The 18,761-nt window shown below is 59.4% G+C and carries 11 protein-coding genes and 3 pseudogenes; 8 read left to right on the top strand and 6 right to left on the bottom strand.

Annotation, left to right across the window (positions count from 1 at the left end):
• The first annotated feature begins 47 nt into the window (after nt 1-47).
• Nucleotides 48-494, top strand: coding sequence for a response regulator (locus AC4ANE_RS25280; protein WP_002555590.1), 447 nt, complete (start codon nt 48-50; stop codon nt 492-494).
• Between the two features lie 45 nt (nt 495-539).
• On the opposite strand, the gene AC4ANE_RS25275 is transcribed toward AC4ANE_RS25280, so the two are convergent.
• The 3 genes and pseudogenes from AC4ANE_RS25275 to AC4ANE_RS25265 form a co-directional block, all read right to left on the bottom strand.
• A complete protein-coding gene (locus AC4ANE_RS25275) occupies nt 540-4,277 on the bottom strand; it encodes a coiled-coil domain-containing protein (protein WP_170947354.1) in 3,738 nt (1,245 codons plus the stop codon).
• Nucleotides 4,278-4,998: 721 nt separating this feature from the next.
• Nucleotides 4,999-5,238 (bottom strand): annotated as a pseudogene (locus AC4ANE_RS25270) (hypothetical protein); the annotation flags it as partial.
• 272 nt (nt 5,239-5,510) lie between these two features.
• Complete coding sequence (locus AC4ANE_RS25265) at nt 5,511-7,688, bottom strand: malate synthase G (protein WP_002555587.1); 2,178 nt, start codon at nt 7,686-7,688, stop codon at nt 5,511-5,513.
• Nucleotides 7,689-8,009: 321 nt separating this feature from the next.
• On the opposite strand from AC4ANE_RS25265, the pseudogene AC4ANE_RS25260 reads away from it, so the two are divergent.
• A pseudogene (locus tag AC4ANE_RS25260) lies at nt 8,010-8,526 on the top strand (glycine cleavage system transcriptional repressor).
• A gap of 223 nt (nt 8,527-8,749) precedes the next feature.
• Here the strand turns inward: AC4ANE_RS25260 and rarD are convergent.
• Complete coding sequence (gene rarD, locus AC4ANE_RS25255; protein ID WP_010204883.1) at nt 8,750-9,637, bottom strand: EamA family transporter RarD; 888 nt, start codon at nt 9,635-9,637, stop codon at nt 8,750-8,752.
• 211 nt (nt 9,638-9,848) lie between these two features.
• Nucleotides 9,849-10,823, bottom strand: a complete 975-nt coding sequence (locus AC4ANE_RS25250; RefSeq protein WP_460408584.1) for a serine/threonine protein kinase — start codon at nt 10,821-10,823, stop codon at nt 9,849-9,851.
• A 194-nt stretch (nt 10,824-11,017) separates the two neighbouring features.
• Between AC4ANE_RS25250 and AC4ANE_RS25245 the strand changes: the two genes are divergently transcribed.
• The 6 genes and pseudogenes from AC4ANE_RS25245 to AC4ANE_RS25220 all read left to right on the top strand — a co-directional run bounded on the left by AC4ANE_RS25245 (nt 11,018) and on the right by AC4ANE_RS25220 (nt 16,563).
• On the top strand, nt 11,018-12,037 hold the full coding sequence (locus tag AC4ANE_RS25245) for a LacI family DNA-binding transcriptional regulator (protein WP_002555584.1): 1,020 nt from the start codon (nt 11,018-11,020) through the stop codon (nt 12,035-12,037).
• The gene (locus AC4ANE_RS25240; RefSeq protein ID WP_002555583.1) at nt 12,021-13,022 is read left to right on the top strand and encodes an ABC transporter substrate-binding protein; all 1,002 of its coding nucleotides are present in this window, start codon (nt 12,021-12,023) and stop codon (nt 13,020-13,022) included. Before AC4ANE_RS25245 ends, AC4ANE_RS25240 begins: the two co-directional genes overlap by 17 nt.
• Nucleotides 13,022-13,886: pseudogene (locus AC4ANE_RS25235) on the top strand (ABC transporter permease). The gene AC4ANE_RS25240 and the pseudogene AC4ANE_RS25235 overlap by 1 nt, the downstream one beginning before the upstream one ends.
• The gene (locus AC4ANE_RS25230; protein WP_002555581.1) at nt 13,883-14,677 is read left to right on the top strand and encodes an ABC transporter permease; all 795 of its coding nucleotides are present in this window, start codon (nt 13,883-13,885) and stop codon (nt 14,675-14,677) included. Before AC4ANE_RS25235 ends, AC4ANE_RS25230 begins: the two are co-directional and overlap by 4 nt.
• Nucleotides 14,674-15,705, top strand: a complete 1,032-nt coding sequence (locus tag AC4ANE_RS25225) for an ABC transporter ATP-binding protein (protein WP_002555580.1) — start codon at nt 14,674-14,676, stop codon at nt 15,703-15,705. The genes AC4ANE_RS25230 and AC4ANE_RS25225 overlap by 4 nt, the downstream gene beginning before the upstream one ends.
• 24 nt (nt 15,706-15,729) lie before the next feature.
• A complete protein-coding gene (locus AC4ANE_RS25220; protein WP_005735063.1) occupies nt 15,730-16,563 on the top strand; it encodes a phosphodiesterase in 834 nt (277 codons plus the stop codon).
• Nucleotides 16,564-16,831: 268 nt separating this feature from the next.
• On the opposite strand, the gene AC4ANE_RS25215 is transcribed toward AC4ANE_RS25220, so the two are convergent.
• Nucleotides 16,832-18,748, bottom strand: coding sequence for a PhoX family protein (locus AC4ANE_RS25215; protein ID WP_002555577.1), 1,917 nt, complete (start codon nt 18,746-18,748; stop codon nt 16,832-16,834).
• Between the last annotated feature and the right edge of the window lie 13 nt (nt 18,749-18,761).

The following is an 18,761-nucleotide window of genomic DNA, read 5'->3' as shown; positions in this document are numbered from 1 at the left end:
TTATCCATATCTGCTGTCGGATTAGTTCAGGGAATGATGAGACTGCAATGATTGACCACGACATTTTGAGCGATGAAGAGCGCAATGCCCTCCATGAGGTCATGCTCACGCCCGCCCGTGACGCACCGCAACGAGTTCTGATCGTCGATGACGACAGCGACGCGCGCGAGCTGCTGGCCGAAATTCTGAGCCTCAATGACATCAGTTGCATGACCGCACCCGGTGGCGACAGCGCGCTCGAAATGATCCAGACGCGTCAGTCCATCGGACTGCTGATTACCGATTTGCGCATGGCACCTTTCGACGGGCTGGACCTGATCCGCAAGGTAAGGGAGTCGGATCGCGCCGAACTGCCGATCATTATCGTCTCCGGCGATGCCAACGTGCGCGATGCCATCGATGCCATGCACTTGAACGTGGTGGACTTCCTGCTCAAGCCGCTTAACACCAAGCAGCTGGTGAAGCTGGTAAAGCGTGAGCTGGGAATGAATTGACGCGTTAGTCGTACAGTTGAATGACCAGCGTGTCGATCCCCGTTTTCATGGCGGCGGAAACTGCGCTGCAGTGCGCTGACCGTCGATATTGGAGAGCTTCTGCCAACGCAGCAGGTTACGCCAGCCGACAACGGTTGAGTCCCGTGCCCGTTCACGAACGATCAACATCAGTGGTCGCCAGGTTTCTTTGGTCAGCAAAATATCGTCAATGGCCTGCTGGGCCTTCTCCGCTGCCTGCACATCCCCGCGCTGCAAAGCCACAGCCTGAATGCCGCGATAGCCGTCTATTTCGGCGCCTGCCCGGCCCTTCATCGAGTAATTGACGTTGTACTGGCAATACTTGCTGTCCTTGCCCAGACGTTTGATTGTCGCCTCGAAAGCGTCAAGGTGTATAGCCGCGCGCAGGCGGTTGTCGGGGGTGTTTTTGTTGCCTGTCTCATCCGGCTCCAGTGTTTCGATGCAACGCATCAACCACAGATCGCGGTTGGCGGTGATTTCGGCCTGCATGTCGCGCGGCGTGGAGTAGTGCCGGTCCAGATCGGCGTCCTGTTTGTCGCCAATCAGGAAGGGCGATATTTCGTTCTTTTCCAGCGCCCAGGCCAGGTCTCGGGACATGCCCAGTTGCAAACCCAGCCCCTGACCCTGAACCCCATGGTTGGCACCTTTTTCTACTGACGTGGCCGAGCTGGCAATCGGCGCGAAGTTCAGGTTGGCGGTGACCCCCGCCCGTTGCTGAGCAGTGTCACCCTTGGCGCCGACAACGCTGATGAATCCGCCGGTTTCCGTGCGTGTTTCCTTGATTCGATCCGCTTCGACGTACACCGAAGGTTCCGGCGTCAGGGTTTGAGAGGCATCGCTTGCGCCATCCTTGAAACGTACCGCCGGGACGCGCAATGCCACACGCGCCGCGACGTTCCGGGTGCTGGACGTCGCATCTATCTGGCTGACAGAGACCTCCGGGTTACGCGCCAGTATGGCTTCCAGCGGCCCGGCGTAGCGCTGGCCCTTTTGCGGGTCGATGATGTCCCAGCGCACCATGCTGTCCAGCGCGGTCAGCATGTTGCCGCGCATTTCATCGTCCTTGTGACGGGTGCGGAAAAAGCGCATGAGGGTCGAGCTGGTTTGGGTTTCCTGAGCGGTAAAGCGGCCAGTGAGCGCAGCCTGTATCCCCACACCCTCTGCAACCGCGCTTCCTGCCGCCACACCGATGGTGACCTCGGCGGCTTCGGTTCGTGCTTTGCCGAAGGACATTTCCATCCCCAGAATCGGCATGAACAACTGGGCAAACGCTTCGTCACTGCGAGATTTCTCTGCCGAAAAGATCGGTGACACGATGGGCGATATCAAGCTGTAGGGCAGCGACGGCAAGCCTACGCCCAGCGTGCCTCCGCCGCCCAGCCGAAGCCGGTCGCGCAGGCGGCTTTCAAGAATGAACGGCTTGAAAAACGTCACAATGTCGCTTTTCTCGCTCAAATGCCGTGTTTTCAGCAGTTTTATCGCCGCGTTCAAGTCCTGATCAAGCACCTCTTCAACAGACTGAGCAGGTTGCAGCGCTGGCGGCAATATCTCGCGCAGGTGCTCATCCACGCGATTGATTGCCTCGTAGACCGACAGCTTGCTGTTCGCCAGTTCGCTGTACAGCGGCGGCAGTTCGATGTGCTGAGCTTTGTGCAGTACGTTGACTGCGCGCTTGCCGTTCGCGTCCGGCTTATCCCATATCTGTGATAGCCGCTGCTGTTGAACGCGGGCCTTGAGCAGGCTTTGCATCGATTTGCCATCGCGGTTTTTAAGCGTCACCTGCGACAGGTGAGTGCCTTTCTTTTCCAGAGATTTGAGGTGATCGAGCATGGCGTGGGCGGCCGAGATTTCAAGTTGCAGTCCTGGTGCACCCTTGGCGTTTTTCAGGGTTTCTTCCAGCATGCTGATACGCGCAGAAATCACCTGATCAACCTGCTTTCTGGGCGATTGCAGGCCCATGCTTTCGCCCACCGAGTAGGCCCGATCCAGCGTCGATTTAGCAAAGGGTGTTTTGTTCAGCGTGGGGACCAGGCGGCGTGGTAACGAGCTTTTCGCTGGGGCAGTTGCTGTTGCTTGCTCCGGGGTATTGGCCGCCACGGCGCGCATGACCCATTCCATCGTCGCTTTTTTCAGGCGCTGGTCATGCTGCGCATAGGGCGTGCCGGGAGCGTTGCTGAAATAACCGTTACGAACCGCGTTGAAGGCGGCGTGATCAACATCGTCGAACGACTTCTCGTCTCCATCCAGCTTGCTGCGCGCCACCTGTTTGGCGGTTTGCAGCCATGCCTTGACCTTGCCGTCGGGCTCTTTCTGCTGCGCTTCATCGGCATTCCAGAACACGCGCAAAGGCTTGGCCCGCTCGGCCACTATCGGTGCAGTGCCATCGCTGGAGAGCACTTGCAGCATTTCCATGCCACGCGGCACAGTTGCCAGTTTTCGACAGAGGTTGAGCGTGTCCTGCTGAATGCTGTTGTTTGTGGCGCTGCGGGTCCTGACCGACTTCGACATTTCTTCGGCAACGCGTGGCCAATGTTCCAGTGGGTGCTGGCTCAGTACGTCGAGCACACGGTTGGCACGTGTGGCGTCATTGCCCGTCACGTCTGCCAGCGCCGACGTTATTACCTCGATAACCGCGAAGGCTGGCAGCGATGTGGGTGGCGGCGTGCCTTGCAGGCGATCGCCGATACGTTGCAGGGCCGCTTGAATTTCATCCGCACCGGTTGCTACAAAAGCGTGCGCTTGACTGATCTGACTGGCGAGGTACTGCTCGCGGACGTTCTTGAGAGCGGTTTTATCGATTCGTTCTTGGACCTCGCCCTCTGCAGGCGTGGTGACCTGGTCTGATGCGGGCAGTTTCTGATCAAGTGTCTTGAGTGCAAAGCGCTCGTCATTGACGATCGCGATTCGCTGATGAATCTCGCCCAGCTCGTCGTTCAGGCGCGCAACATCGGCATCGACCCGCACCAGTCTTTTTGCCAGTTGCTGATGTGTTTGCATGGCCTGTGAACGCGTTGCAAGCGTCTGTCCAATGGCGGTGTCCAGCCTGGCGGCTTCGTCTGACCCTTCGGGCGTCTCCTGTCGCTGGGCGCGCAACGCAGAAAGCTGCGTATTGGCGTGCGCGGCCGTGTGCTCGGCCGCGGTCATGTCGTGATCGAGTGAAATCAGCTCACGAGTCTCTGCCACCTTGAGTTGCAGTTCGATTTCGATGGCAGCGTGCCGGTCGGCGAAACGGACATCCAGCGCCTGCATGCGTGTGCGCAACTCGCCCAGCCACTGCTGAGAGAACTCGGCTTTCTGTTTAACCTGATCCTGCCCCTCACTCAGCGCGCCCAGTTGCAGTACCTCTGTGCCCTGAATCAGCTCCCGAAGTTGCTGGCTGGCCAGGCGGGTGGTGGAGTCGGCCTGTTGAACGCGAGCCCTGGCATGGTCCAGTCGTTCGGTCGACGTGGGCGGGGTGGCCTGTTCGAGCGATTCAAGATGCTCGCGCGCAGCGACCAATGCGAGGGTGGCTGTGGCGAGCACCTTGCTCTGATGATCCAGCCGGGTGCTCAACTCTTTCACCGCCGCTGCGATGGTTTCAGGGCTCTGCTGTGATTTATCGGCCTTGGTCTTGGCGTTGCTGCCATTGCTGGCGACCTCGCGTAGCGGGGCAGGCTTTAGCCACGGAAAAACCTTGGTGGTAATACCCCTTACCGTTGAAGGGGCGGGGCGCTCCCAGAGAGACGTCGGCGCCGCCTTCAGGTGGGTCAGCGCCGAATCGACCATGCGCTGCAGTTCATGCGCTTCTTTTAGCAACGGATCGTGTTTCTCCTCGCTCGATAGGTGCTCACCTTCCTCCGGAATCCCGCTGCGCAAGGGCCGGTTTAAAGTACGACCGGTGCCGGGAATACCGAGACTGAAATTGGTCTGACGCTCGGAAAGCTTGCCAGCGATGCGCGTCTTCAGCCCGTGAGTTTGCTGAACACCTGGCGCTGATTTAGGTGCAGCAGGATTGGCGACTGGCGGAGGCTCAGTCGGTCTTGCCGTGACAGACGGTACTGCCGGCTGCGACGAAGATCCTGTTTCCAGAGGTACAACCGGGGTAGCAGAACGAGTATTGATTCTTAAGGTCATGAGCGGGCTCCATCGGCTCAGATATCAAGTTCGACAGATCAATACAGGTGGTGGTAGTAATCGACACTGCACATTCGGTGGTGCGTAAAACGTGTTTGAAGGGCTGTCGCCATGACGCCAAGAGGTTGCAGGCGACACTTCTTCAAACTGCCAGGGCGGCACGGGGCAGGCGTGTTTGCTCGGGGGCATAACGGGGGCTACGTTGCTGACTCGCGGTTTGCTTCCGTTGGTGAGTCAGCTGTGGCAGGTGCCTGAAACGTTTCCCTGCTTGAACGGGAGGTTTTCGTACCTGTCTGGATGGGTGGTCGATATGTGGATTCGGTTCCGCTTTTATTTTGGTGCGCGCGAGGATGGGTGAAAGGTCGTCGGGGATTCAAGGAATGGCAGGTTGATCACCGACGCAATCAGAGACGTTCGGCCCGATGAGGATCATTCCGGCATAGGCCATTCCTGACCCACCGCCCCAAGACATTGGCCCACCTGCCGACTCCAGATCATGAATCTCGGTTTCCGAGAGCAATTCGCCGGTGCGGTTATCGTAGAGACGGAAAAATGCAGGGTAGCCCCACCAAGGAAGCCATTTCGGTGAATGATCTTTATAGGGGTATGACTTTTATTAATGCGGCAGGGAGAGATATCACTGTGTGTCGTGCGCGGAAATACCTTGTAGTTACATTTTTATAATTAAGGATCGGGCTTACACATGTTGATCAAGCGCCTTACATCGGGAATGACTTTTTCCCACAAATAGGGTGGGATTCGTTTTGCTTCCACGATGTGGCGAGTTGGAAAGTATCTGGGGTATTCGAACAAAAAACGCGATGTTTACTCATCGCCTTCCCGAAGAGGCAGCAAGCTGCCTCTCAGGTCCGATGACTAAAATCCTTACATTCCTTTTTTGGCCTTGAACTCACGACGGCGACGATGCAGTACCGGCTCGGTATAGCCGTTAGGCTGTCGCGTACCTTCGATCACCAGTTCGACGGCTGCCTGGAAGGCAATGTTGCTGTCGAAGTCTGGCGCCAGCGGGCGATACAGCGGGTCATTGGCATTCTGGCGATCCACGACCGGTGCCATGCGCTTCAAGCTTTCCAGCACCTGAGCTTCGCTGACAACGCCGTGACGCAGCCAGTTGGCCATGTGCTGGCTTGAGATGCGCAGCGTTGCGCGGTCTTCCATCAGGCCGATGTCGTTGATATCCGGTACTTTCGAGCAACCTACACCCTGATCGATCCAGCGCACCACGTAGCCGAGAATGCCCTGTGCGTTGTTGTCCAGTTCGTTCTGGATTTCTTCGGGCGTCCAGTCGGTGTTCGGCGCAAGGGGAATGGTCAGAATATCATCCACCGATGCCTGCTCGCGTTGAGCCAGTTCGGCCTGGCGAGCGAATACATCGACCTTGTGGTAATGCAGGGCGTGTAGCGCAGCCGCTGTAGGCGAGGGCACCCAGGCAGTGTTTGCGCCAGCCAGCGGGTGAGCGATTTTCTGTTCCAGCATGGCGGCCATCAGGTCGGGCATGGCCCACATGCCTTTGCCGATCTGTGCGCGACCTTGCAGGCCGCATTTCAGGCCGATGTCGACGTTGGAGTTCTCGTAGGCACTGATCCATTTCTCGGCTTTCATCTGCGCCTTGCGCACCACCGGGCCCGCTTCCATCGAGGTATGGATTTCGTCACCGGTGCGGTCGAGGAAGCCGGTGTTGATGAATACCACGCGCTCGCTGGCTGCCTGAATACAGGCTTTGAGATTGACCGTGGTACGGCGCTCTTCGTCCATGATGCCGACTTTCAATGTGTTGCCCGGCAAGCCCAGCACCTGCTCGATACGCCCGAACAGTTCGTTGGTAAACGCGGCTTCCTCCGGCCCGTGCATCTTCGGTTTGACGATGTACATCGAGCCGCTGCGGCTGTTGCTGCGCGAGGTATTGCCGTTAAGGTTGTGGATCGCAGCCAGACTGGTCAGCAGGCCGTCGAGAATACCTTCCGGCACTTCCTTGCCATGCTTGTCGAGAATCGCGTCGATGGTCATCAAGTGACCTACGTTACGAATGAACAGCAGCGAACGACCGTGCAGCGTGACTTCGCCGCCTTGTGGCGTGGTGTAGACGCGGTCCGGGTTCATGGTGCGGGTGAAGGTTTCGCCGCCTTTGGACACCGATTCCGCCAGGTCGCCTTTCATCAGGCCTAGCCAGTTGCGGTAGACGACCACTTTGTCGTCGGCGTCGACGGCTGCAATGGAGTCTTCGCAATCCATGATGGTGGTCAGCGCGGCCTCCATGAGGATGTCTTTCACGCCTGCCGCATCGGTTTGGCCAACCGGGCTGGAAGCGTCGATCTGCAATTCGAAATGCAGGCCATTGTGTTTGAGCAGCACGGCGAACGGCGCTGAAGCCTCACCCTGAAAACCCACCAGTTGTGCATCGTCGCGCAGGCCCGTGTTGCTGCCGCCCTTGAGGCTGATGACCAGTCTGCCGTCGATCAATTTGTAAGCAGTCGAATCAACGTGCGAGCCAGCCGCCAAAGGGGCTGCCTGATCGAGGAATGCGCGGGCGAAGGCGATCACCTTGTCGCCACGCACCTTGTTGTAGCCCTTGCCTTTCTCCGCGCCGCCTTCTTCGCTGATGGCATCGGTGCCATAGAGCGCGTCATACAGCGAGCCCCAGCGGGCATTTGAAGCATTGAGCGCAAACCGTGCGTTCATTACAGGCACGACCAGTTGCGGTCCGGCCATGGTGGCTATTTCTTCATCGACGTTTTGTGTGGTGATCTGGAAGTCCGCTGCTTCTGGCAGCAGGTAGCCGATCTCCTGAAGGAAGGCTTTGTAAGCCGAGGCGTCGTGAGCCTGTCCGGCGCGCGATTGGTGCCACGTGTCGATCTGCGCCTGCAATTCATCTCGTTTGGCGAGCAGTGCCTTGTTCTTTGGCGCAAGGTCGTGGATCAGTTGGTCCGCACCCGCCCAGAACGCAGTGGCGTCGATGCCGGTTCCGGGTGTGGCTTCGTTCTGCACGAAGTCGAACAGGACTCTGGCGACTTGCAGGTCACCGACTTGAACGTACTCAGTCATTGCACTTGCCTCACTCTGCTCAGCAGGGTCGAGCACACTCGGGGAGCGCTCTGTTATTGATCTTGGTGTCATGTAGTACGAGATTCTGGATACTACATGAGCCGCCGTTGCGTGAAAACGTCGCTGAATATGTCATTAAACGACTGGATATTCATATCGGGTCACGATGATATTCATTGTGTTCCCAAAAGCGCCCGGGATTGTTCCATAAAGCGTGGCAAACGGTACACGATTTACCGTGCACGGGCTGCCTTCGGGGCTGTCTATACTGGTGCGACCGACGCCGTTTTCAAATCACCTGCACAGAAAAAGGAATAGACCGTGGATCATCTCGTCGTAACGCTGGTTGCTCCCGACAAACCGGGTCAGGTCGAACGTATCGCGCAGTGCATTGCCGAGCAGGGCGGTAACTTGCTGGAAAGCCGCATGTCGCGCATGGCAGGGCAATTTGCCGGGATCCTCAAGGTGGGCGTCGAGCCGGAAAAGTACGATGACCTGATCAAAGCGTTGAACGCCTGTCGGCCCATGGCATTCGCATGCTGTTGGCTGAAAGCGTGATAGAGACAACCGCCCCGACTCAGTTGATCAGCATGCAACTGGTCGGTAACGACCGCCCCGGCATTGTGCGCGACATCACCCGCTTGCTGGCCGGGCAGGGTGTCAACGTTGAACACTTGATCACCGACGTTCTCCTGCGCCCATGAGCAGCGAGTTGCTGTTCCACGCCGATGCAGTGCTGGGCGTACCGGTGGGCTTGTCGCTGGATGACCTGCAGGCAGGGCTTGAGACCCTGGCTGATGATCTGATGGTGGAGCTGGTGTTGGGTACTGAGGACTAGATTAACTTTCAGGTTATCCAAGTTAACCGTGCATCTGCCTGTGGATAACCTGGGGGAATAGCCTTGCACGCCACGTTCGCCGTGGGCTGGCGAAAGTTGATCAAAAAACCAACAGTTTCAATGGCTTGTGCACAGATAAGGTTAGCCTGCCTGTGGATAACCCTTGGAGAACCTCTTGCAGGCCACGGGGGGCGTGGCTTGCGAGGTGTTGTGTGTTTTTTGATCAGCCTCGGCTGCGGGATTTCAGCCAGATATCCACACTGTAGATTGCCAGCCCCGCCCAGATGAAGGCGAAGGTGATGATGGTGCTGGTGGTCAGGTGCTCCCCATACAGCAGCACCGCCAGCAGCAGAACCAGCGTGGGCGCGAGGTATTGCAGGAAACCCAGGGTGGTGAAGGGCAGGTGACGGGCTGCGGCGTTGAAGCACACCAGCGGGATCAGCGTCACCGGGCCTGCGGCGGCGAGCCAGATGGCTTGCGTGGTGGTCCAGAATTCCGGCTGGGCGCTCACGGCCGTCGGGTTGAGCGTTAGCCAGATCAATGCCAGCGGCACCAGCATCCAGGTTTCCACCACCAGGCCAGGCAAGGCGGCAACCGGGGCTTTTTTGCGGATCAGGCCGTAGAACGCAAAGGTCAGCGCCAGGGCCAGTGACACCCACGGCAGGCTGCCGACGTTCCAGACCTGCTGGGCGACACCAATGGTGGCGAAAGCGACCGCCAGCATTTGTAGACGCCTGAGCCGCTCGCCCAGCAACAGCATGCCCAGCAGCACGTTGACCAGCGGGTTGATGTAATACCCGAGACTGGCTTCAAGCATGCGGCCGTTGTTAACGGCCCACACGTAGACGATCCAGTTCGCAGCGATCAGCGTCCCGCTGAGTGCCAGCACGGCCAGTCGCTGTGGGTTGTTGCGCAGGTCACGCCACCAGCCGGGATGTTTCCAGAACATCAGCACGATCGAGCCAAAGAGGGCTGACCAGAGCACTCGATGGATGATGATCTCGATGGCCGGAACGGCGGAGATGGCCTTGAAGTAGATGGGGAACAGGCCCCAGATGGTGTAAGCACTCAGGCCCAGGATGTATCCACGGCGTGGATTGGCAGCTTGCATGGAGCGTCCCTTTAATACAGAAATTTCCGGTTTTATTGTGGGGTGATGCGGTTGATGGTTTTGATCGTACTCACGCTGGAGCGCTGGATGTTATACACAGGTTCGGCTGATTCACGACATCTGTGCCGCGTCGCTTGTTCAGGATCGGACGCGGAGCGTCCAGAGCTGCATGCGACGCGGAGCGCCGCACGATAATCTGGGGCTCATCAGGTCAAAACAGCTTCAACGGCTCTTCATTCAGCGCTGACATCTGCTCGCGCAGGGCCAGGATATGGTCGCCCCAGTAACGCTCTGTGCCGAACCATGGAAAGCTGTGCGGGAATGCAGGGTCGTCCCAGCGCCTGGCCAGCCAGGCGCTGTAGTGCATCAGGCGCAGGGCACGCAGTGGTTCGATCAGGGCCAGTTCGCGTGGATCGAAATCATGAAACTCGTTGTAACCGTCCATCAGCTCCGACAACTGGCCGAGGCGCTCCTGGCGATCACCGGCCAGCATCATCCAGATGTCCTGAACGGCAGGACCAAGGCGGCAGTCGTCCAGATCGACGATGTGGAACATCTCGTCGCGGCACATCATGTTGCCGGGGTGACAGTCACCGTGCATGCGAATGTTGGTATGCGGCGTGGCGGCGTAAACGTCCTCGACACGCTTGAGCAGGTCACGGGCTACCGACTCGTAAGCCGGAAGCAGGCTGCGCGGGATGCAGTCGTTTTCCAGCAGGTAATTGACCGACGCATGGCCAAAGTTATTCACACCCAGTGCTTCGCGGTGCGCAAACGGTTTGGTCGAGCCGACCGCATGCATACGCCCCAGTAACTGACCCAGGCGATACAGCTGATCCAGATTGCCCGGCTCCGGCGCGCGTCCGCCTCGGCGCGGGAATAGCGTGAAGCGAAAGCCGGCATGTTCGAACAGGGTTTCGCCGTTATGCACCATGGGCGCAACAACGGGCACTTCGACCTCGACCAGCTCGTAAGTGAAGCTGTGTTCTTCAAGGATGGCTTCGTTGGTCCAGCGCTGTGGCCGATAGAACTTGGCGATCAGCGGCTGACCATCTTCGATACCGACCTGATACACGCGGTTTTCGTAGCTGTTGAGTGCCAGGATGCGGGCATCGCTGAGAAAACCGATGCTTTCAACGGCATCTAGCACCAGATCGGGAGTGAGTGTTGCAAACGGGTGAGCCATGACTACTCCTGCGCGCAGCAGGTTGCCGCGTCGGACCGCTGATGGTAACGCAGACCGGTCCCGGTTCGCTAAACCCCTTCTGTTTAAAATGCCCAAGGGTCGAGTTGTCACCAAACGGTCATCCTCCGGTCGCTGTTTAGCCATGTTCGCCACTTAGAGTTGCCGCCAATGAGATCGATCTCAAGCGAGCGACCATGACTGATTTGAAAGAAGTTGCACGACTGGCCGGGGTTTCCCGGGCGACTGCTGCACGCGCCTTCGCAAGCCCTGAGGTGGTGCGCGCCGAGACCCGCGAGCGAGTATTCGTCGCTGCTCGTGAGCTGGGCTTTCGCCCCAATCGGCTGGGCAGACAGTTACGTCTGCAAACCACCAATCTGATTGGCGTCATCGTGCCAAACCTGCTCAACCCGGTGTTCGCCGAGCAGTTTCAGGCTATGGAAAGGGCGGCGCGGGCACGGGGCTACAACCTGTTGTTGGCGACCACCGACTACAGCGCCGAGCGTGAAAGCGCCGTTGTTGAGGAACTGCTGCGCCAGCGGGTCGACGGGCTGGTGCTGACCGTAACCGACGCCGAGCACAACCGTGTGCTGGAGAGCCTGGCCATCGAGGACACGCCGTTCGTGCTGGCCTATCACCAGACCGACAATGAGGAGTACAGCGCTGTGTCTGTGGATAACCGCGCAGGCATGGCGCTGGCGACGCGGTATCTGATCAACGCCGGCCATCGGCGTATTGCGATGGTCGCAGGCCCGGTCATGCAGTCCGACCGCGCCCGCCTGCGTTACGAAGGCTATCGCGATGCCATGAACGAGGGTGGGCTTGAGGCGCGCCCGGTGATTGAAATGCCTGCCCATACCAACGCCGACTTCGCCGCGCTCGAACCGTTGTTACGTGGTCCGACTGCGCCAAGCGCGCTGGTCTGTTCCAACGATCTATTGGCTATCAGCCTGATCGCCGAATTACGCCGCAATGGTTGGGGTGTTCCCGAGCGTCTTTCGGTCATCGGCTTCGACGGCATCACGCTGGGCACGCAGATGCACCCGACGCTGTGCAGTGTGGTTCAGCCGATTACCGAACTGGCGCACATCGTCATCGACCAGTTGCTGTCGCGGATTGCCGGCGCGGCACCGGTTTCTCATTGTCTGCCGTGCCATATCCGGCCCGGCGAAAGCACCCAGCCCTACCAGGAGATGCTTCATGCTCAGCCTCAGTAAAACCCTCGCGGCACTGCTGTTATGTAGTGCGGCCAGCCTCGCCCAGGCCGCCGAAACCGCCATCTGCTACAACTGCCCGCCTGAGTGGGCTGACTGGGGCACGCAGCTCAAGGCCATTGCCGACAGCACCGGTGTACAAGTGCCGCTGGACAACAAGAACTCGGGGCAGGCGCTGGCGCAGATCGTCGCCGAGCAGGCCGCGCCGGTCGCAGACGTGGTGTATTACGGCGTGACCTTCGGCCTGCAAGCGCAAAAGGCCGGTGTGGTCGATACCTACAAACCCAAGCACTGGGACGACATTCCCGCAGGCCTGAAGGACCCTGAAGGGCACTGGTTCGCCATTCATTCCGGCACGCTGGGCATCATGGTCAATGTCGACGCACTGGGCGGTCTGCCGGTGCCGCAAAGCTGGGCGGATCTGCTCAAGCCCGAATACAAGGGCATGGTCGGCTACCTCGACCCCTCCAGTGCATTCGTCGGGTACGTGTCCGCCGTTGCGATCAATCAGGCCATGGGCGGCACACTGGACAACTTCGGCCCGGCCATCGACTACTTCCAGAAGCTGGCGAAGAACTCGCCCATCGTGCCCAAGCAAACCGCTTATGCACGCGTACTGTCCGGTGAACTGCCGATTCTGGTCGACTACGACTTCAACGCCTATCGCGCTCGCTACAAGGACAAGGCCAACGTCGCTTTCGTGATTCCCAAGGAAGGCACCATTGGCGTGCCGTACGTGATGAGCATGGTTGCCAAGGCACCGCACCGCGCCAATGCCGAGAAGGTGCTGGATTTCGTCCTGTCTGACGAGGGCCAGGCGCTGTGGGCCAAGGCTTATTTGCGTCCAGTGCGCTCGAAGATGCCTGCCGACGTGGCCGCGCAGTTCCTGCCCGACAGCGATTACGCTCGTGCCGGTGTGGTGGATTACCAGCACATGGCTGCCGTGCAGGAAGCCTTTGCTGCCCGTTATCTGCGTGAGGTGAAGTAATGTCAGCCTCGCCGGGACACGCGCTGGCTCTGCACAAGGGCGGATTTATGAAGCTGCGGCTGCGCCCGACCGCTGCGGTGGCACTTGCTCCGGCGCTGGCGGTGTTGCTGGCATTCTGGCTGCTGCCGCTGACCCACCTGATCCTGCTCGGCGCGCAAGGTTCTGACGGCAGCGGTTACTGGCAGGTGTTGAGCAGTGCTCAATACCTAGGCAGCCTGGCGCAGACCTGTCTGCTGGCACTGGTGGTCACGCTTGCGGCGTTGCTGGTCGGCGGTATCAGCGGTGTGTTTCTGGCCCGTAACCAGTTTTTCGGACGCTCTGCGCTGGTGGCGTTGCTGACCTTTCCGCTGGCGTTTCCTGGCGTAGTGGTGGGCTTTCTGGTGATTCTGCTGGCCGGTCGCCAAGGCATCTTCGCGGGACTCGGGCTGGAGCTGGCTGGCGAACGCTGGATATTCGCCTATTCGCTTACCGGTTTGTTCATTGGCTACCTGTATTTCTCGATTCCGCGCGTGATTCTCACCGTCATGGCCGCTTGCGAAAGCCTGGACCGCAGCCTTGAAGAAGCTGCGCATTCGCTGGGCGCGGGTCATTGGCGGGTGGTGTGCGATGTAATCGTTCCGGGGCTGGCACCCGCGCTGGTGTCCTGCGGGTGCGATCTGCTTCGCCACGTCGATGGGCGCATTCGGTACTGCATTTACGCTTGGTACGCGCCTGAACGTCACGCCGGTGGCGATCTACAACGTGTTCACCAATTACGCCAACTTCACCGTAGCCGCCGCGCTGTCGGTGATCCTCGGGCTAGTGACATGGGCGGTGCTGTTGCTGGCCCGTCGCATGGTCGGGACATCAGGGGTTGCCCTTTGAAACGTTCTCCATTGTTTGCTGCGCAACTGGCATTCACGTTACTGGTTTGTGCGTTCATGCTGGTCCCGGTAGTGCTTTCGCTGCTTGCCGGGCTGACCCGCAATTATTTTCTGGGCCTGTCGAGCGGTTTGACATTCGACTGGCTGGTGCAGGTCTGGCAAGCCTATTCACCGACCGTCTGGTTGTCGCTGCAACTGGCTGTGGCCTGTGCGATCTGCGTATGCCTGGTCGGCGTTCCGGCGGCGTATGCGCTGGTGCGCATGAACAATCGCTTCAGCCGGGCCTTTGAAGAACTGATGGTCCTCCCCGTCGCCATGCCCGGCCTGGCCAGCGCCCTGGCGTTGCTGCTGACCTACGGCCAGTTCGGCAGCTTTCGCAGCAGCTGGCTGTTCATTCTGGTGGGCCATGTGTTGTTCACGTTGCCGTTTCTGGTGCGCCCGGTCATGGCGGTCATGCAGCGTCAGCAACTGCCGGTTCTTGAAGAGGCTGCCGCCAGTCTGGGCGCCGGGCCGATCAAGCGCTTTTTCAGCGTGGTGGTGCCCAATTGCCGGGCCGGAATTCTGGCCGGTGTGCTGATGGTCGTGACCCTGTCGCTGGGCGAGTTCAACCTGACCTGGATGCTGCACACGCCGATGACCAAGACCCTGCCGGTCGGTCTGGCCGACAGCTACGCCTCAGCCCGACTGGAAGTCGCCAGTGCCTACACCCTTCTTTTTCTGTTGCTGATTGTGCCGCTGCTGATTGCGTTGCAGGCCATCAGTGCGCGTCTTGCCCGTGGAGAGAGCCGATGAGCGGAACTACCATTCGCCTGAAAGGCTGCCGCAAGGCATTTGCCGACGGCACCGTTGCTGTACAGGATCTGCACTTGACCATCGAGCCTGGCGAAACGCTGGCGATTCTCGGTCCGTCCGGTTGCGGCAAGACCACCACCTTGCGTCTGATCGCCGGGCTTGAACGTCCGGACGTCGGTCAGGTGTTGTTCGATGATCAGGACGTTACGCGCCTGCCTATCGAGCGGCGTGACGTCGGGATGGTGTTTCAGAACTACGCGCTGTTCCCGAATCTAGACGTCGCCGGGAACATTGTTTACGGCCTGAAGATTCGCGGCCTGTCGCCTGCCGAACGAAGCAAGCGTTGCGATGAGTTGCTGGAACTGGTTGGCCTGACCGGTCATGGCAATCGTCGTGTCAACGAGCTTTCTGGTGGTCAGCGTCAACGGGTCGCGCTGGCCAGGGCTCTGGCACCGCGTCCGCGGGTGCTGCTGCTCGACGAGCCGCTGGCGGCACTGGATGCGCAGTTGCGTGAGCGCTTGCGCAGCGAGCTCGATCAGTTGTTGCGTGGGTTGGGCATCACCTCGGTGTTCGTCACCCACGATCAGGGCGAAGCCATGGCCCTGGGCGACCGGATTCTGGTCATGGAAAAAGGCTGCGTCTCGCAATTGGCGACGCCCAGGGAAATCTATCAACAACCTGCCAATGCGTTCGTCGCCGGGTTTGTCGGCAATCTGAATGCGTTCAGCGTGGTCGAGCGCACCCCGTCAGGCCTCAAGGTGAGCGGCGGCGAGCTGCCGTGGAACGGCGCTGATCTGCCGGGCACGGTCTACTGCCGCCCGGAACATCTGCGCCTGATGCCGGAGCGCGGGCACCTTCAGGGTCGCTTGGTCGGGCAGTTTTTTCAGGGTGCGCAAAGTCGTTTGCTGGTCGATGTCGGAGGTCCGCAGCCGATGTTGGTGGACAGCACCGACAACGTTATTCACGCCGCCAACGCTGCCATCGCCCTGAGTGTTGAGCCGCAGGCGCTGTTCACCCTGCATTCGTAACATCGTTTCCGTAGAGAGATTATTTTGAATCGTCCGTTTCTTATTGCCCAGATCAGTGACTTGCACCTCAAGGCCGACGGGCGCCTGACCTATGGCGTGGTCGATACACTGGGTGCATTGCGCCGCGCAGTCGAACACATCAACGCCAGCAAGCAGCGCCCAGACATAGTGGTGATCAGTGGTGATCTGGTGGACTTCGGGCGTGAGGACGAATACGCCGTGCTCAAGCCTGAGCTGGAACGCCTGCACATGCCGTTCTATCTGGTGCCCGGTAATCATGACGATCGACACAACCTGCTGGCTGCGTTTGCCGAACAGGTGTACCTGCCATTGTCGGCCAGCGGACCTCTGGACTGGGTGGTGGAGAAATACCCGGTACGTCTGATCGGCATGGACACGACCATTCCCGGCGAGCATGGCGGACAACTGGATTACTGTCAGTTGGACTGGTTGCACGCGCAGCTGTCACGTCGTCCTTATGTACCGACGGTGATCATCCTGCACCATCCGCCGTTCATTACCGGCATAGGGCACATGGACCGCGAACCCTTCGGCAACGCGTCGGCGCTGGAGCGTGTGATTGCCCAGCATCCGCAAGTGGAGCGTTTGTTGTGCGGGCATTTGCATCGCCCCATGCAGCGGCGTTTTGGTGGCAGCGTGGCAAGCATCTGCCCTGGCACCTCACACCAGATCGTGCTGGACCTCGACGAAGCCGCGCCTGCCCATTTCAACCTGGAACCGGCAGGCTACGTGCTGCATCGCTGGCATTCGGAACAGGGGTTTGTCAGTCATAACGCAGTGTTCGGCGACTATGAAGGGCCATACCCGTTCTACGATGTGAACGGGTTGATTGATTAATTGATTGCTCATCGCTCCCACGCTCTGCGCCCGGCGTGATACTCAAGTCTTGATGAGCCCGGAAAGCGGGGCTCGACGCGCAGTATCAGGCGGAGTAAAGATCCTTGTGGGAGTGAGCTTGCTCACGAAGACGGTGTTTCAGTCGATGCATTTTCGACGATCATACAGCCCTCTTCGCGAACAAGTTCGCTCCCACGGCCTCCGGCCAGAATCAATAGCAGACCTTTATATAACGATGAGCGATCTGCGTCCTCTTCCTGATTGCCGATCAGGCGCCGATAACGCCGCCATCTTCCCGGGTGATGACCATCACCGATGAGCGCGGTTTACCGTTGGGCAAATGCTCGGGGAACGTGGAACCACCGTTTTCACCGGGATGCTGGATGCCGATGAACATGGTTTTATAGTCCGGCGCAAAGCTGATGCCGGTGATTTCGCAACCAATCGGCCCGACCAGAAAGCGACGAATTTCGCCGCTGGCAGGATCGGCGCAGAGCATCTGGTTATTGCCCATGCCCGCGAAGTCACCCTTGTTGCTTGAGTCGCCATCGGTCTGAATCCACAGCCTGCCGGCTTCATCAAAGCTCAGGCCGTCGGGGCTGTTGAACATGTTCTGCGCGTTGATATTGCTCGACCCGGCCTGCGGTGTACCGGCATGCACAGTAGGGTTACCCGCGACCACGAACAGGTCCCAGTCGAAGGTCATCGCTGAAGGATTGCTGCCTTCTTCGCTCCAGCGCAGGATCTGCCCGTATTGGTTCTTGGCGCGCGGATTCGGCCCGCCTACAGGCTGACCCTCTTCGCCGCGTTTGACGTTATTGGTCAGTGTGCAATAGACCTGACCGTCTTTGGGACTGACTACGATCCACTCCGGGCGGTCCATGCGCGTGGCTTTTACAACGCTGGCCGCCAGGCGCGCGTGAATCAGCACTTCTGCCTGATTATTGAAACCGGCAGCCACGTCCAGGCCATTCTTGCCATGAGTCAGTTCGACCCACTGGCCCTTGCCTTTCGGATGATCCGGATTGCTGTCGCCTGCATCGAACTGCGCCACGTACAAGGTGCCGTGGTCGAGCAGGTTACGGTTGGCTTTGGGGTTCTGGTGATCGATCTTGTCGCGGCTGATGAATTTGTAGATGAACTCGCCACGCTCGTCGTCGCCCATGTACACCACGGCGCGGCCACCCTTGGTTTGGGTGAAGGCCGCGTTCTCATGCTTGAAGCGACCGAGTGCAGTGCGTTTGACCGGTGTGGACTTGGGGTCGAACGGATCGATCTCGACCACCCAGCCATGACGGTTGACCTCATTGGGGTTTTTCGCAACGTCGAAGCGTGGGTCGTGCGGGTGCCAGTTGATCTCCTTGCTGGCGGCAACCACGCCATAGCGCTTCATGCCTGCGTCGAACTTCTGCTCGGCGTTGCTGCTGCCGAAGCAATCAGTGAAGTTCTCTTCGCAGGTCAGGTAAGTGCCCCACGGCGTCTGGCCGCTGGAGCAGTTCTGAAATGTGCCGAGCGCCTGGGTGCCGGTCTTGTCGGCGTCCGTTTTGAGCCAGTCGTGCCCGGCTGCCGGACCACTCAGGCTGATCGGCGTGTTGCCATGAATGCGACGGTTGTAGCGCGAGTCCTGAACGAACTGCCACTTACCATTGTGCTGCTGCACTTCGATCACGGAAACGCCTTCTGCAGCCAGTGCCTTTTGCACTTCTTCAGCCGATTGCGGCTCCTTGCCGTGATCGAAAAGGTAGCGGTAATTGGTGTATTCGTTGTTGATCGCCATCAGTGCGCGATCCTTGTGGCCTGGCATCGGGAACAGGCACATGCCGTCGTTGTTGTCGCCGAACTGCACCTCCTGAGCCTGGGCTGTGCCCTTGCCGCTCGGGTCGAAAGCCGGGCCGCCTGCCTGCAAAGGCTGGCCCCAGCTGATCAGAACCGATGAGGTGTAGCCTTGCGGCAGGCTGATGCTGTCGGCAGTGGCGGCAGGGATGCTCTGGAAGCCCAGCAGTGTGCCGGACGCTGCGCTGATGCTGTTCGCGAGAACCGTGCGGCTCAACAGGTTGCCACCCAGAAACATCGCTGCGCCGCACAGGGCACCTGCGCTGATGAAGCCGCGGCGGGTGAGGCCGACCTTGTCTGTGCCGACCAGGTTTTCCAGATCTGTGGTTTGATTTTCTTCTAATAGTTTCATCATCACGGCTCCC

The sequence above is a fragment of the Pseudomonas sp. Pme6b genome (assembly GCF_058129925.1).
The sequence above is the reverse complement of the archived record's forward strand: the minus strand, read 5'-3'. Positions and strand labels throughout refer to the sequence as shown.